The organism is Acinetobacter sp. 826659 (assembly GCF_000588515.1).
GTDB lineage: Bacteria > Pseudomonadota > Gammaproteobacteria > Pseudomonadales > Moraxellaceae > Acinetobacter > Acinetobacter pittii.
In genome coordinates this window covers 20,791-36,094 of record NZ_JFYD01000010.1, presented here as the reverse complement: position 1 = coordinate 36,094, position 15,304 = coordinate 20,791, and the positions used below count along the sequence as shown (strand labels likewise).

Sequence of the window (15,304 nt, the reverse complement as noted above, 5' to 3'; positions counted from 1 at the left end):
ATCTTTCCCTCAACCTGATTAACTATCGAGCGATTCTAAACGAATTCTTACGATTTCGCCACGAATTGCAGGTAATGCTTGAATTTGTGCAAGAGCATCATCCATTTTAGATTCAACGATTGGATCGGTCAGAATCACGATTGGAATAAGGTCTTTTAAACGAGATTGTTGCATGATTGCATCAATACTAATTCCAGCGCGACTTAAGATGGTCGTCACATCTGCAAGTACGCCAGTTTGGTCTTCTGCATTTAAGCGAATGTAATAACCTGTGGTCATTTCTTCACGGCTTAAAATTGGCACATTTGTTAATGCTTCAAAAGCCAACTGAGGAATTGTTCCTGCGCCATCTTCGGTATAAGAGATGTCACGAACAATATCAATAACGTCGGCAACAACTGCAGAAGCTGTAGGACCTGCGCCTGCACCCGCGCCGTAATAGAGTGTTGGACCTACGGCATTAGCTTGAACTAAAACAGCATTTTTAACGCCGTTTACATTCGCAATCAGCTGTTCATCTGGAATAAGTGTTGGGTGAACACGTAATTCAATACCTTTTTCAGCACGACGTGCAATACCAAGATGTTTAATGCGGAAACCAAGATCTTCGGCATATTTCACATCTTGCGCAGTGATTTTGCTGATACCTTCGGTATAAACCTTATCAAATTGAAGAGGAATACCAAACGCACAAGACGCTAAAATGGTAAGTTTATGCGCAGCATCAATACCTTCAACGTCAAACGTTGGATCTGCTTCTGCATAACCGAGTTCTTGAGCTTCTTTTAATACATCATCAAATGCACGACCTTTCTCACGCATTTCAGTCAGAATAAAGTTACCTGTACCATTAATAATACCTGCCAACCATTCGATATGGTTTGCAGCAAGACCTTCACGGATCACTTTAATAATTGGAATACCGCCAGCAACTGCTGCTTCATAAGCAATTTGCACAGCATTGTCTTCTGCTGCTTTAAATAATTCATTGCCATGTTCAGCGAGTAACGCTTTATTTGCAGTCACGACTTGTTTGCCGTGTTTGATCGCTTCCATGATAACTTCGTAAGCAGGGTGGATCCCACCCATAACTTCTACAACTACATCAACGTCTGGTTGACGAACGATGTCAAGTAAATCGGCGCTTTGTTTAATCCCTTCCAATTCAAGATCTGGACGAGGGCGGCGTGTTCCAACGTGGGTAATTTGAATTTCTCGACCGGTGCGACGTTTAATTTCAGCGGCATTTTCTTGTAGTAGTTTAAGGGCTCCTCCACCTACGGTTCCTAGACCGAGTATTGCCAGGCGAACTGGTTTCACGTCACACTCCATTCATCATTTAATCATTTAGTTGAAGCTAGATCATAGCTAAAAAAAACGCCAGACTCTAGCGCTTTTAGTGCCTGTTCAATGAATTAGAGTGCGATGTTTGGAAAAGAAGAGTAGATCAGTCTTTAAACAGAGGTTGTTTAAATATTAATTATTGAAAAAACAAAGCGCTGCAATCAGAGCAGCGCTTTTTAAAAGAGATAGATGATTAATCATTCATCAGCCTAAAGGATGTTATTTATCCAGACGTTTAATTAATTCATCCGGTGTTAGGTATCCACCTAAGTACTCGCCATCAACATTATAAATAGCCGGTGTTCCATTTACACCCATGTTTAAACCAAGTTGATATTGTTCACGGACAGGGTTTTTACATTGAGCTGGTGGAATATTAATGCCTTGTACGGCTTGGTTAAAGGCAGCTTTACGGTCTGCACTACACCATACAGCTTCCATGGTCGGCATAAATTGTTCACCGCGTGGCCAAGCGATATAGCGTACCTCAATACCTTTTTCATTAATTTCAGGTAAATGCTCATGTAATTTGTGGCAATAAGGACAGCTTGCATCGGTAAACACATAAATCACATGTTTAGCCTTACCACCTTTAGCTGGGTAAACGATCAAATCTTCATTTTTTAAAGCAGCAAGATGCTTTTTATTTTCTGAAGCTTGAAGATTATCGCCAATATTATGTAGTTCTTTACCGCCTAAACGAATGACATCACCTTGAATCAGGTATTTGCCATCACTGGTTGTATAAATCGACGTCATTCCTTCGAGATTTACCCAATATAAGTTAGGCACTTCAGTAGGCTTGATATCTAAAATTTTGGCGTTGATGTTTGCATTCTTAAATTGTTTTTGCAAAGTTTCAATTAAACGCTGTTTCGCATTGCGTTCAATGATGGTTGAAGCTTCCCCAGTAGCAGGTGCGGTCGCAGTGAGCGCATCTTCTTTTTGTGGTTTGTTTTCTTTAGAACAAGCACTGAATAACAGGCTAGAAGCCAAAGCACAGGCAAGAAAAAGTTGAGATCGGGTAAAAGACATAGATAACCCTTATTTCATCAGTATTTATAGTCAGAAGCTGCTAAGCATAACAAAAAATCTAGCGTGTATTGTTAAAACTTTCTTAACCTTTGTGAACGAAATCAAGTGATTGTTAGGCGTATTTCAAATAATAAGTTTTAAATTTTTTAACCTCTAGGATGATGTTTTTCATGCAATTGTTGCATTCTCACTTGTGCTACATGTGTGTAAATTTGAGTAGTTGATAAGTCACTATGGCCCAATAACATTTGTACTACGCGTAAATCGGCGCCGTGATTGAGCAGGTGTGTTGCAAAGGCGTGACGTAATGTGTGAGGTGAGAGTTCAGCTTGAATATTGGCTTGTAAGGCGTAACGTTTAATGGCATACCAGAAGTTCTGACGGCTCATAATTCCGCCGTGTTGAGTTAAAAAGAGATAGTCAGTAGAGCTTTTATAGAGTTGAGGCCGAGCATCCTGCAAGTAGCGTTCTACCCATTCACAAGCAAATTGCCCTAGCGGGACCAAACGCTCTTTATTACCTTTACCAGTAATTCTTAAATAGCCTTGTTTTAAGTTAATAAGTTCTAGGCGTAAGTTCAGCAGTTCTGAAACACGTAAACCACATGCGTAAAGGACTTCAAACATGGCCCGATCACGTAAACCAAGTGCTGTATTAATGTCGGGAGCCTGAATCAGTGCTTCGACATCTTCTTCTGATAGATCTTTGGGTAAGGCTCTGCCAATTTTTGGAGAATGATGGGTTGCTACAGGATTATCGCTTCGTAATTTCTGTTCACGTAAAAATTTGTAAAACTGGCGTAGGGCAGATAAGCAACGGGCAATCGAGCGCGGGCTTTTTCCAACTTTAGTCAACTCAATCAAAACATCAGCGATATCATCACTTGTCCACTCTGGAAGAGCTGATTTTTTATGAAGTTCACTGCATTGAATAAGGTCGGATAAATAAGCATTACGTGTATGTGGACTTACCGTCTGAGCAACGAGATAGTCACGAAAACCTTGTAAAAAGCTCAAATGTTCAGGAATTTGAACAGGGCTTGGAATACGCGGTTTTTTATTCAACATACACTAGATCCTCTAAACCTCTGTACTGTAAAAGAAACTTTAAGGTTTGTCGATTAAACTAGATAAGAAGTGAAATTTAACCTTATTTGGTAATTATTCTCATTTATATGTATACTATTAAAAAAGGTTTAGGATCGGATGCGGTGCGTTTATCAGCTTTAAAAGTGAAGCAAGCGGCGACCATCACCAAAGTGAATCGGATAGAAATAGAGTCCGAGCAGCAAGATTTGGTCGCAATTCGTTTGGAAAGTCTGGGCTTTGTACCGGGCACACGAGTGGAAGTGATTACCAAAGGTGTTTTTGGTGGTGATCCGATCTTGATCCAAATAGGCTTTACTCGTTTCGCTTTACGTAAAGCAGAAGCGGAAAAAATTGAAATTCAAGTAGAAGAAGGAGTACCCGCATGAGTGATGCGTTACGTATTGCCCTTGTGGGAAACCCTAACTGTGGTAAAACCTCTCTTTTTAACCATTTAACTGGAACTCGACAAAAAGTTGCAAACTATGCGGGCGTAACGGTCGAGCGTAAGGTTGGTCATTTTCAGTTGCCTTCAGGTCGAGCTGTGCGTGTACTCGATTTGCCGGGTACATATAGTCTTAATGCAACCAGTCCTGATGAAGTGATTACCCGTGATGTTTGCTTGGGTAAAATTGCAGAAGAGGGGCAGCAAGATGCCTTTTTATGTGTGGTTGATGCAACTAACTTAAAATTGCATTTAGGGCTAGTGCTCGAAATGATCGAGCTAGGTCGTCCGATTTTACTTGTACTGAATATGATGGATGAAGCGCGTCGTCGTGGTATCCAAATTAATACTCAAAAGTTATCTCAGCGTTTGGGCGTACCCGTTGTTGAAACAGTTGCTGTTCGAAATGCGGGGATTGAAAATTTATTACACGCCCTTGATCAAGAAAAATACAGTGTGCCACAAACCGAACTGAGTGGTTTAACTGGGACTCATCATCAGAAAATCGATATGATTTTTAAAGATGTTGTTCATTATGTTGATCAGGGTGATAAGCGGACTGATTTTCTAGATCGGATTTTCTTACATCCAGTTTTAGGCTTACTTAGCCTTGCCATCATGATGTTTATTGTGTTCCAAGCAGTTTTTGCATGGGCAGCTCCTTTTATGGACGGTATTGAGGGCTTCTTCGGTTGGCTGGGTGAAGTAATAGGAAGTGTGATTACGCAGCCACTACTGCATAGTCTGGTTGTCGACGGAATTATTGCGGGTGCAGGTGGCGTAGTTGTGTTCTTGCCACAAATTTTGATCTTGTTCTTCTTCATTTTGGTATTAGAAGAATCGGGCTATTTACCGCGTGCAGCATTCTTACTTGATAAATTAATGTTCCAAGCTGGCTTAAGTGGTCGTGCTTTCATTCCTTTACTTTCGAGCTTTGCTTGTGCAGTGCCAGGAATTATGGCAACGCGTAGTATTAGTGACCCTCGTGATCGTTTTACGACCATTATGGTTGCGCCTTTAATGACCTGTTCGGCACGTTTACCGGTCTATGCCTTGCTGATTGCTGCCTTCATTCCAGAGAAAATGGTCTGGGGTATTTTTAACCTGCAAGGTTTAGTGCTTTTCGGTCTGTATATGGCTGGTATTGTGAGTGCGCTTTGTGTTTCATTTTTAATGAAGTTTTTGCAAAAAGATAAGTCGCAACATGCTTTACTGCTAGAGCTACCAAGTTATCGTTTCCCTGATTTAAAAAGTGTGGGAATCGGTTTATTGGATCGTGCAAAGATCTTCTTGAAACGCGTCGGTGGAATCATTTTTGCGCTCTCTATTTTGCTTTGGTTCTTGTGTACTTTTCCGCAGCCACCAGAAGGGGCGACATTACCTGCCATAGATTATAGTTTTGCAGGTATGCTCGGGCATCTTATACAACCTTTATTTGCTCCAATTGGTTTTAACTGGCAAATCTGTATTGCTTTAATTCCAGCTATGGCAGCTCGTGAAGTGGTAGTTGCGGCATTAGGTACAGTTTATGCCTTGTCTGCAACAGATGATGATGCTGTGGCACAAGGTTTGTCACATCTGATTAGTGCAGATGGAACAGGTTGGTCTTTGGCAACAGGTTTATCGCTTTTAGTGTGGTTCATTTATGCTCCACATTGTTTGGCAACATTGGCAACGGTACGCCGTGAAACAGGTTCATGGAAACATGTTGCAGCTATGACTGCATATCTGTTTGGTTTAGCTTATTTTGCATCGTTTGTTACCTATCAAATTGCTTCCCACTATTGGGGCTAAGGCAATAAAGGAGGTTGTATATGGTTCAATATCTGATTATTGCGGTTTTAGTGATTTGGAGTGCTGTAGTTGTTTTTAAGAAAGTATTTCCGAAAACAGCAAATTTAGTCTTTTCTTCACTCTCTGCATTTTGCGAAAAGCAAGGTTGGGTAACCTTGGCAAAATGGCTTAAACCAAAAATGGCCTTTGGTTGTGCTGGCGGTTGTGGTTGTTCAAGCGAAGATAAACCTACCAATACAGTTCAAGAAATTAAGCCGATTAAATGGCAATAAATTTAGTATTTCTTGTTTCGTTTAAAAAGCCATCACATTGATGGCTTTTTTACGCACTGACACAAAAAAAGATGAATAAAGTTCAAACTGAAAAAGCATTCAAAACAGCAAAGTGCTAACATTTTTGCCATTCTGTCGATTGATAAATTGTGGGGCAAAAATGTTAATACAACGTGGTGGGTTAAAAGTTGTAGCAGGCTTGGGAATATCAGGCGTTTCTGCTGTAAATTTCCTGCATGAACAAGGCTACCAAGTTGCAGTAACAGATTCTCGTCCCACGCCACCAGGGCATGATCAGATCCCAGCTGGCGTTAAAACCAGTTTCGGTCAACTTGATCAAGAATTATTATTACAAGCAGAAGAAATTATTTTAAGCCCAGGCCTTGCACCGCAATTACCGGAAATTCAGGCAGCTATTGCTAAAGGTATTTCTGTGGTAGGTGATATTCAATTATTACGCCGTGCAACCGATGTGCCTATTGTGGCGATCACTGGTTCTAATGCTAAAAGTACAGTAACGACTTTAATTGGCTTAATGGCTAAAGATGCGGGTAAGAAAGTTGCTGTGGGTGGCAATCTTGGACGCCCAGCTCTAGATTTATTAAAAGATCAACCTGAATTAATTGTACTTGAGCTATCAAGTTTTCAGCTAGAAACCACGTCTCACTTAAATGCTGAAGTTGCTGTGGTTCTCAATATGAGTGAAGACCACTTAGATCGTCACGGCAATATGTTGGGTTACCATCAAGCAAAACACCGTATTTTCCAAGGCGTTAAAAAAGTAGTATTTAACCGTGATGACGCTTTAAGTCGTCCTCTTGTTCCAGATACCACACCAATGCAAAGCTTTGGTTTAAATGCACCAGATTTAAATCAATATGGTGTTTTAAGAGATGGCGATGGCACGCTTTGGCTTGCGCGTGGTTTACAGCGTTTAATTAAAAGCTCAGATTTATATATTCAAGGCATGCATAACGTAGCAAATGCTTTAGCTTGTCTCGCATTAGGAGAGGCAATAGGCCTACCTATGGAATCTATGCTTGAAACCTTAAAACAATTTAAAGGGTTAGAGCATCGCTGTGAATATGTAAAGACTGTGCATGATGTACGTTATTACAATGATTCTAAAGGCACTAACGTTGGTGCTACGCTTGCAGCAATTGATGGTTTAGGCGCTGCCATTGAAGTGAAAAAAGGAAAGGTTGCCTTGATTTTAGGTGGGCAAGGTAAAGGTCAGGATTTTGGTCCATTACGTTCTTCTATCGAAAAATATGCCAAAGTTGTGGTATTGATTGGTGAGGATGCTCCGGTGATTGAACAAGCCATTCAAGGTGCAACCAAAATTTTACATGCAGCAACGCTTAAAGAAGCTGTAGAGCTGTCTCAACGTGAAACACAGGCCGAAGATGTGGTGTTGTTATCACCAGCATGTGCAAGTTTTGATATGTTTAAAAGTTATAATGACCGTGGTCAGCAGTTTGTTGCCTGCGTCAATTCGTTGGTTTAAAGAAAACATGATTAGGAATGTAGTATGGCAGGCTTAGCTCAGACCACAATCCAGAAAAACAATCATTGGTATGAACGGATATTGCCTAAATGGCCAGCGGAAGTGACGCCACGTAATGTCCTGATTTTCTGTGTCGTTGCATTATTATGTATCGGTTCAGTGATGGTTGCATCTGCTTCGATGCCCTATGCTGAATATATGCATGAAAACCCGTTTCACTATGTGATTCGTCATGGTATTTCGATTGTCGCTGCGGGTGTAGTGGCTTATTTGACCTATCGAATATCACTGAATACGTGGTTTAAAAATACCTTCCCGCTGTGGTTATTAACCATGGTTCTGTTGCTTGCTGCTTTGGTGGTGGGTTCGGAAGTCAACGGTTCTACACGTTGGATTAAGATTGGTGGCTTTACCTTGCAGCCAACCGAGGTTGCCAAAGTCATGATGGCGATCTTTACCGCAGACTACGTTGTGCGCCGAGCCAAAGAGGTTCGTACTCATTGGAAAGGTTTATTGCGTTTAAGTGGGGTTATGGCAATCACGGTCGGTTTAATTATTGCTGAGCCTGACTTAGGGGCAACAGTCGTTATTGTCATGATGATGGTTGGTGTGTTCTTTTTAGCGGGCGCGCCGCCAACTCAGTTCTTAATCATGCTTGGTGCGATTGTCACAGGTATTGTGTTTTTGATCTTATTTGAACCCTACCGTTTCCAGCGTTTGATTTCGTTTACTGACCCATGGGCAGACCCGTTGGGTGTGGGTTATCAGTTATCAAATGCATTAATGGCTTTTGGCCGTGGTGAATGGTTTGGTACAGGCTTAGGGCATAGTGTACAAAAACTATCTTATTTACCTGAAGCGCATACTGACTTTATGTTGGCAGTGCTAGGGGAAGAGTTTGGTTTCGTGGGTATTTCTATTGTTATTGGCTTGTCTTTCTTGATGCTGGCATGTTGTATCAAAATTGGTCACCGTGCTTTGAAACATCATTACCTTCGTGCAGGCTATCTAGCTTACGGTATTAGTATTATTTTCTTGCTCCAGATTTTGGTAAATGCGGGCATGAATATGGGCTTAATGCCGACGAAAGGTTTGACTTTGCCATTCATTAGTTATGGTGGTACGTCTTTAATGATGTGTGCTGCGATGATTAGCTTGATCTTAAAGATTGATGCTTCAACACAAGAAGTCAACCCAGAACGAGAAGAGTCGAACTTCTAATTGAGTATTTAGAAGTTTAAAAAGCCCGATTTGATATCGGGCTTTTTTATTATTTATAGATATGTTCCGCTGAGCTCTTGCCCATGGGGAATCAAATCAACATTCCACTGTGCTACAGCTTGTTTGAGCATCAGTCTAGGTTGATCTAAATCAACGTTGGGTTGTCCCAAGGCTAGTATCGCTTTTTGAAGTAATTCAGGTGCTTTTGATAAATCGAGTGCTTGAGCTAGATTTTGTTTAGAGAGCTTTTGCCCTTGGTCATTCATTGCAAGGGGTAGGTGCATATAGCTTAGTTGAGGATAACCTAGAAGCTGGCTTAACCAGATCTGACGTTCAGTGTTATCTAATAAGTCTGCGCCTCGAACGACATGGGTAATACCTTGTAGATAATCATCCACGACGACCGCAAGTTGATAGTTAATAATCCCATCACGGCGCTTAAGAACAAAATCTCCAAGATCGTGTTGTAGATTGGAGCAATGATGTCCTTGTAATCGGTCATCAAAACAGATCTGCTGATCTTGAACTTTTACCCGAATCGCTTGACCTTGAAAATCAAGATTGAGATCGCGGCAAGTACCTGCATAGATTGCATTTGAACCAAGCATTTTTCGCGTACATTGACATGCATAGATAAGACCTTCTTTTTTGAGTTGGTCTAATACGCTTTCATAAATGTCTAAACGATTTTTTTGAAAGATGATCTCTGTATCGGGTTCGAACTGGAAGGCTTCAAGTGATTTGAGAATATGCTCTTCACTGCCGGGATAAATACGAGGGATATCTGTATCTTCGACACGAACCAGCCATTTGCCTTGGTGAGCTTTAGCATCACAATAACTGGCGACGGCTGTAATGAGTGATCCAAAATGCAAAGGGCCGGTTGGCGAGGGCGCAAACCGACCTGAGTATGAGCAGCGATTAGGCGGAACATTGTTCCGCCGCTGCGCAAGAGAAAAGCTATGCTTTTCTGGCAGGCGATTTAACTGCTGCGCAAGAGCAGAGCTGTGCTCGGCTAGAGAATTCTCAACAGTCACAATTAACCGTTATTTTGCTTCTCTTTAATTTCTGCCAAAGTTTTGCAGTCAATACATAACGTTGCAGTTGGACGCGCTTCTAAACGACGTAAGCCGATTTCAATACCACAAGTTTCACAGAAACCGTAGTCTTCATTCTTAATAGCTTCCATAGATTGTTCGATTTTACGAATTAACTTACGTTCACGGTCACGTGTACGTAATTCAATTGCAAATTCTTCTTCTTGGGTCGCACGGTCGTTTACATCTGGCAGTGCAGTTGATTCGTCTTGCATCGTATTTAAAGTACGATCAACTTCAGACATTAATTCAGCTTTCCATGCTTGCAGAATTTGTCGGAAATGCTCGAGCTGTCCTTCAGACATGTACTCTTCATTTTTCTTAGGTTGATAAGGTGCAATACCAAATAAACTTGCAGTTGTGCCTATGTCAGAAGTTTTAGGTTTCACTTTACGTGCACGTTTTGCAGAAGCTTTGTCACCTTCCACTACAACTTCTGTATGTTCATCCAAAACTTGGTTGTGGTTGTCATTCGCCATAATAGGGCATTCCTCATCATACACGTATTATCTATACGCAAAAAATATGGTGATATGCAAGTGTTTTTATAGAAAACCATCGATGGGATTTTCCCATCGGGTCGTCATCATATAGATTTTTCCTGCAAGATGATAGTCATTCCGCCCCGTAAATATTTTCAAAACGTGTTTACCCCAGTCATAATTATATATAAGCATATAAGAAATAGGGCTAATAGCCTGAAATATCAGTATTTATATGGCCTTGAAAATTTTCAAGACGGAAGACTTCTGTTTCAAAACTACCATCGTTTTTTAGACGAATGTAACGGTAGCCGGGAGCATTTTGATCGAGTGCAAAATCATTACTAAAGGGTTTAAACTGAACACTTGTCGAAGGTGTAGAGAAAAATTCGACCCCTTGCCAAATGTTGATTGAGTCCTGATGAACATGCCCGCAGACCAAAGCTTTTACATTTTTAAACGGCGTTAATGCTGTAAGCAAAGCATTAGAATTTTGTAACTTGTGATGATCAATCCATTTTGACTTCATGGCAAAAGGGTGGTGATGACAAGCCAGCAAAATCGGGTTATCTGCATACTCTTCAAGTAAAGCCGTTAAGTTCTCTAGCTGTTCTGCTGATAGATGCCCATCAATATGACCTTTTACCGCACTATTTAATAAAATACCCCGCCAGTTCCCTAAGCAAATGACCACAGGTTCCTGATGATTCTCTTTATGCAATGGAAAATGGTCAACATTGTCATGATTACCTAAGGTCTGAAAAAAGGGCAGCCCTAAGGTTTGCATATATTGAATATAACGTTTGTAGGTAATAGACGTTGGTGCCTGAGCTAGGTCCCCAGTATGGATAATTGCATCAATTTCAGGATGTTTATTAAGTATCTGTTGCATAATGGCATGAAAGCTTTCTTCAGGATTCATACCCACAAATTCTAAATGCGGATACTCCAATAGGTGGGTATCGGTAATTTGTATAATGACATGGTCTTTTTGTGAAAGTGTTGAGACTTGAAAAGTCACCGTCCTACCTCTTCGGGTTTATTATCGTTTTGCTGTGTTGGGCCAGCCATTGTAATGCCATAATGACAGGAGCATTTCTTAAACGCCCGCTGTCGAGTAGAGTCTGGATTTCACTATAATTAAATAAGTGCAGTTGAATATTTTCCCCCTCATCATCTACGCCAAAAACACCCCCTTCAGCGGGTAATTCAGTTTCGGCAACATAGAGATGAAATAACTCTGAGCAAGCACCAGCTGACGGGTAAAAGCTAAATAGATGCTCTAAATCTTGAACTTCGCAACCTGATTCTTCAAGGCTCTCTCGTCGAATACAACTTTCTGGTGATTCATCACCATCTAGCACGCCTGCAATTATTTCTAACTGCCACGGTGATTGAGCATCATCTAAAGCCCCAACACGGAACTGTTCAATCAGAGCAAACTGTTGTTTTTGATCGTTGTAGAGTAGTACGCCAGCTGCTTCAGGCCGATGAACGAGTTCACGCTGCAATACATGAGTATATTCAGATTGATTAAATAGACGATGTCGAAGGCTGACTTTTTCAACTTGAATAAAACCACGGAATAGAGATTCACGTGATGTTACTTCGACATCTTTAGATGTATAACTTGGACGTTCAACAATACTCATGATTCGGTCAGGACGAAATCTATTTATTTCATCCTAACCGAGAATCAGGGCTAGGCAAGTGTTTTTTTTGAATATTTACACTTTATGATACAGTTTTTGACCTTGCTCCTGATAAACCTCTTTCATCGCTTTGAGGCCTTCTTCAACCTCTGAATCGTTATTGGTGAGGTTGTTGGCATAGTCGCGTACATTCTGAGTGATTTTCATTGAACAGAATTTTGGACCACACATTGAGCAGAAGTGTGCAGATTTATGAGCCTCTTTTGGTAAGGTTTCATCGTGCATACTACGTGCTGTATCAGGGTCTAGACTTAGGTTGAACTGATCATCCCAACGGAATTCAAAACGAGCTTTTGATAAGGCATTATCACGAACTTGAGCACCCGGATGCCCTTTCGCAAGATCGGCAGCATGTGCTGCAAGCTTGTAGGTAATAATTCCGTCTTTAACATCTTTTTTGTTTGGTAAACCTAAGTGTTCTTTTGGTGTCACATAACAAAGCATCGCTGTGCCGTACCAACCAATCATGGCTGCACCAATTGCAGAGGTAATGTGGTCATAACCCGGTGCGATATCTGTTGTTAATGGTCCAAGCGTATAGAATGGTGCTTCTTTACACACTTCTAGCTGAAGGTCCATATTTTCTTTAATCATGTGCATTGGTACGTGACCAGGGCCTTCAATCATGACTTGAACATCGTGTTCCCATGCACGGTGAGTCAGTTCACCTAATGTTTTGAGTTCGCTGAACTGTGCTTCGTCATTTGCATCTTGGATACAGCCAGGACGTAAGCCATCACCTAAGCTAAATGAAACGTCATAAGCCTTCATGATTTCACAGATTTCATCGAAATGTGTGTATAAGAAGTTTTCTTCATGATGTGCTAGACACCACTGCGCCATGATTGAACCACCACGAGATACAATACCTGTTAAACGGTTTGCTGTAAGTGGTACATAGCGAAGTAATACACCTGCGTGAATTGTGAAGTAGTCAACGCCTTGTTCGGCTTGTTCAATTAGTGTGTCTTTAAAGATTTCCCAAGTCAGATCTTCTGCAACACCATCAACTTTTTCAAGCGCTTGATAAATAGGTACAGTACCGATTGGAACAGGTGAGTTACGAATAATCCATTCACGTGTTTCATGAATGTTTTTACCTGTCGACAAGTCCATAATGGTGTCGGCACCCCAACGCGTTGCCCAAGTCATTTTTGCAACTTCTTCGTCAATTGAAGAACCAAGTGCTGAGTTACCAATATTGGCATTAATTTTAACCAAGAAGTTACGACCAATAATCATTGGTTCAAGTTCTGGGTGGTTAATGTTTGCAGGAATGATCGCACGACCTTCAGCAACTTCTTGGCGAACAAATTCAGGTGTAATTTCTTTTAAGTTTTTTGCACCGAAATTCTGACCAGCATGTTGACGCATATCAACGCCTTCACGCTGGCGTTGATTTTCACGAATTGCAATATATTCCATTTCAGGTGTGATAATACCTTGCTTGGCATAGTGCATTTGAGTGACATTTTTGCCTGCTTTGGCACGGCGTGGATTTTGAATGTGCGCAAAACGAATATCAGCGGTACGAATGTCTTTTAAACGTTCTTGACCAAACTTTGAAGTTAAACCAGAAAGTACGTCAGTATCGTTACGCTCTTCAATCCAGTTTTGGCGAACTGAAGGTAAACCTTTGTCTAAATCAATTTGAACATTTGGGTCGGTATAAACACCTGAAGTGTCATATACCATAACAGGAGGGTTATGTTCACCGCCAAGACCAGTAGGGGTGTCGGTTAAAGAAATTTCTCGCATTGGAACCTGAATGTCAGGGCGAGAACCCTCAATATAAACTTTTTTAGAAGCGGGTAAGATGCGGGTTAAATCTTTTGCATCTTGTTCATGTTGTGCTGAAATTTCAGCAGAAGAGAGATTCGTTAACTGGTTCATCACATGATCCTTATGAATAACATCAACGAATCAAGCACGACCAAAAACGATGGCGGATTTATCTTTATTAGATAAATTTAAGGCTTTAAGTTTTCAGATGGCTTGATTCCTACGCAGGTCTTAACCTGATCAGGTTCAACGGTACTTGTGATCAAACTTGTGTTGCGATAACACAGAATTTACACAATCTCAGCGAGCTATTACTCGCGCTCCGTCAAGCGATTTACAGACTAACATGTTTTAGGTTGGCTGGCATTGTCAATTTGTATCTATACAAACTGCATCCATATGGCAGTCACGATAGACTTCCGTGTTCCATGGCGAATCAAATTTTAATAGCTGCTCAAGCTGTTCATGAGTAATCTGATAATTTGATTTTTTATCACCATTTTTATCAGTTAAATCTATTTTAAATTGCTTATTACGCTCCTCTACAGGAGTGGCAATAAACTTAAGAAACAGTTGAGCGGATTTCGCTAAACTCGACTGATTTTGTGTAGACAAAAACCGAATTTGTTGAAGAGCATCTTTATCAAACCACGTATTCGGTGCATATTCATCTGACACTGGCGTGTTATCTAAACCAAAGAAAATAAAATAGCGATATTCATTAAATAGTCGTTTTGCATCACTAATAAAGTGACTTTTTGGATATTTCTGAATAAATTTTTCCCAAAAAAGTGCTCGTTCAGTAAGTTCTTTCCATGAAACGGCCAACGCACCATCGTTATAGAAAATATCCTGATTATCTTTGGCCATACGAGTTAAGAACTCTTTTTGGTCTGCTGGTAAGGACGTAGAAAAAACCTCAACTAAATAGTTTGGCTGACGTCGATAGGTAAACATACCCTCACCTTGATAGAGAAGTTCAATGTAGGCTTGGCCTTCATGTTGAAGTAAATATTGATCACGCGGGCTAAGTTGGTCGAAGAGTTTTTTCTGGGTTTGGATGACCTTTTTAAGGTCTTGTTTCTGTTCTAAAACGGCATAGCCAAATGCTTCAAAAGCTCTCCCTGTTTTTTCAGTGTAGTCTTGTTTAAGAAAACGTTGATACATCGCAGTTGAAGCATCAATAAGCTTAAGCTGCTCATCATTTTTTAAAGAGGGAACACAGCTTTTAAGCTTTTCATTAATTTGATTTAAATCTTCTATTTTGCTGTTTTGGTTGATTTTCTGCGTAGCAGCCATAACTTGTAAGCAACGGCTGTCTTGTTTTTGAGTAGCCTTTTGTTCAGTTGGTTTTTGCTCTTTAGATACAGCCTGATCTTGCTGTGATGTTTTATTACATCCAGCCAAAAGTAGTGCACTGCACATACTCATCATTAGAACTTTTTTCATCATTGTACTTTTATAGAAATTAATATTGCTCAAATTATAACGCTTAAAAAGGTTGCATCATTGTTAGAAAACTTTATTA

Annotated in this window: 14 protein-coding genes and 1 riboswitch; of the genes, 5 read left to right on the top strand and 9 right to left on the bottom strand. The window is 40.6% G+C overall.

The features are described from left to right. Positions 1-18: 18 nt before the first annotated feature. The 3 genes from J663_RS17240 to xerD form a co-directional block, all read right to left on the bottom strand. Entirely contained in the window at positions 19-1,320 is a 1,302-nt protein-coding gene (locus tag J663_RS17240; protein WP_002121263.1) for a homoserine dehydrogenase, read from the bottom strand. A 243-nt stretch (positions 1,321-1,563) separates the two neighbouring features. Further along, the gene (locus J663_RS17235) at positions 1,564-2,379 is read right to left on the bottom strand and encodes a DsbC family protein (protein WP_002121175.1); all 816 of its coding nucleotides are present in this window, start codon (positions 2,377-2,379) and stop codon (positions 1,564-1,566) included. Positions 2,380-2,525: 146 nt separating this feature from the next. Then, a complete protein-coding gene (xerD, locus tag J663_RS17230; RefSeq protein WP_033851236.1) occupies positions 2,526-3,446 on the bottom strand; it encodes a site-specific tyrosine recombinase XerD in 921 nt (306 codons plus the stop codon). A 143-nt stretch (positions 3,447-3,589) separates the two neighbouring features. Between xerD and J663_RS17225 the strand changes: the two genes are divergently transcribed. The 5 genes from J663_RS17225 to ftsW all read left to right on the top strand — a co-directional run bounded on the left by J663_RS17225 (position 3,590) and on the right by ftsW (position 8,703). Beyond that, positions 3,590-3,853: a FeoA family protein gene (locus J663_RS17225; RefSeq protein WP_081404807.1), complete on the top strand. Its 264-nt coding sequence runs from the start codon at positions 3,590-3,592 to the stop codon at positions 3,851-3,853. Next, complete coding sequence (gene feoB / locus J663_RS17220) at positions 3,850-5,703, top strand: ferrous iron transporter B (protein ID WP_033851232.1); 1,854 nt, start codon at positions 3,850-3,852, stop codon at positions 5,701-5,703. Before J663_RS17225 ends, feoB begins: the two co-directional genes overlap by 4 nt. A gap of 20 nt (positions 5,704-5,723) precedes the next feature. Beyond that, complete coding sequence (locus tag J663_RS17215; protein WP_033851228.1) at positions 5,724-5,975, top strand: DUF6587 family protein; 252 nt, start codon at positions 5,724-5,726, stop codon at positions 5,973-5,975. 160 nt (positions 5,976-6,135) lie between these two features. Then, positions 6,136-7,482 (top strand): UDP-N-acetylmuramoyl-L-alanine--D-glutamate ligase, encoded by a 1,347-nt coding sequence (gene murD / locus J663_RS17210; protein WP_014208179.1) that lies wholly within the window; start codon positions 6,136-6,138, stop codon positions 7,480-7,482. 24 nt (positions 7,483-7,506) lie between these two features. Beyond that, positions 7,507-8,703 (top strand): putative lipid II flippase FtsW, encoded by a 1,197-nt coding sequence (gene ftsW, locus J663_RS17205; RefSeq protein WP_033851226.1) that lies wholly within the window; start codon positions 7,507-7,509, stop codon positions 8,701-8,703. Positions 8,704-8,756: 53 nt separating this feature from the next. Here ftsW and gluQRS read toward each other — a convergent pair whose 3' ends face one another. From gluQRS to J663_RS17175, 6 genes are all read right to left on the bottom strand, one after another. Continuing rightward, a complete protein-coding gene (gene gluQRS / locus J663_RS17200; RefSeq protein WP_033851225.1) occupies positions 8,757-9,740 on the bottom strand; it encodes a tRNA glutamyl-Q(34) synthetase GluQRS in 984 nt (327 codons plus the stop codon). A 2-nt stretch (positions 9,741-9,742) separates the two neighbouring features. Continuing rightward, the gene (dksA, locus tag J663_RS17195; RefSeq protein ID WP_002121205.1) at positions 9,743-10,279 is read right to left on the bottom strand and encodes an RNA polymerase-binding protein DksA; all 537 of its coding nucleotides are present in this window, start codon (positions 10,277-10,279) and stop codon (positions 9,743-9,745) included. 211 nt (positions 10,280-10,490) lie between these two features. After that, positions 10,491-11,303, bottom strand: coding sequence for a 3',5'-cyclic-AMP phosphodiesterase (cpdA, locus tag J663_RS17190; protein WP_033851223.1), 813 nt, complete (start codon positions 11,301-11,303; stop codon positions 10,491-10,493). 4 nt (positions 11,304-11,307) lie between these two features. Next, on the bottom strand, positions 11,308-11,934 hold the full coding sequence (locus J663_RS17185) for an NUDIX domain-containing protein (RefSeq protein WP_032006835.1): 627 nt from the start codon (positions 11,932-11,934) through the stop codon (positions 11,308-11,310). A 75-nt stretch (positions 11,935-12,009) separates the two neighbouring features. Continuing rightward, the gene (thiC, locus tag J663_RS17180) at positions 12,010-13,887 is read right to left on the bottom strand and encodes a phosphomethylpyrimidine synthase ThiC (RefSeq protein WP_002121180.1); all 1,878 of its coding nucleotides are present in this window, start codon (positions 13,885-13,887) and stop codon (positions 12,010-12,012) included. 89 nt (positions 13,888-13,976) lie between these two features. Further along, positions 13,977-14,111: riboswitch (TPP riboswitch) on the bottom strand. Between the two features lie 34 nt (positions 14,112-14,145). Next, a complete protein-coding gene (locus J663_RS17175; protein WP_212771401.1) occupies positions 14,146-15,228 on the bottom strand; it encodes a hypothetical protein in 1,083 nt (360 codons plus the stop codon). Positions 15,229-15,304: the final 76 nt, after the last annotated feature.

Excerpts from the sequence above, each read along its gene's own strand:
- J663_RS17235 (WP_002121175.1), bottom strand. The coding sequence starts at position 2,379 with ATGTCTTTTACCCGATCTCAACTTTTTCTTGCCTGTGCTTTGGCTTCT.
- xerD (WP_033851236.1), bottom strand. The coding sequence starts at position 3,446 with ATGTTGAATAAAAAACCGCGTATTCCAAGCCCTGTTCAAATTCCTGAA.
- feoB (WP_033851232.1), top strand. The coding sequence starts at position 3,850 with ATGAGTGATGCGTTACGTATTGCCCTTGTGGGAAACCCTAACTGTGGT.
- J663_RS17215 (WP_033851228.1), top strand. The coding sequence starts at position 5,724 with ATGGTTCAATATCTGATTATTGCGGTTTTAGTGATTTGGAGTGCTGTA.
- murD (WP_014208179.1), top strand. The coding sequence starts at position 6,136 with ATGTTAATACAACGTGGTGGGTTAAAAGTTGTAGCAGGCTTGGGAATA.
- ftsW (WP_033851226.1), top strand. The coding sequence starts at position 7,507 with ATGGCAGGCTTAGCTCAGACCACAATCCAGAAAAACAATCATTGGTAT.
- dksA (WP_002121205.1), bottom strand. The coding sequence starts at position 10,279 with ATGGCGAATGACAACCACAACCAAGTTTTGGATGAACATACAGAAGTT.
- J663_RS17185 (WP_032006835.1), bottom strand. The coding sequence starts at position 11,934 with ATGAGTATTGTTGAACGTCCAAGTTATACATCTAAAGATGTCGAAGTA.
- thiC (WP_002121180.1), bottom strand. The coding sequence starts at position 13,887 with ATGAACCAGTTAACGAATCTCTCTTCTGCTGAAATTTCAGCACAACAT.
- J663_RS17175 (WP_212771401.1), bottom strand. The coding sequence starts at position 15,228 with ATGATGAAAAAAGTTCTAATGATGAGTATGTGCAGTGCACTACTTTTG.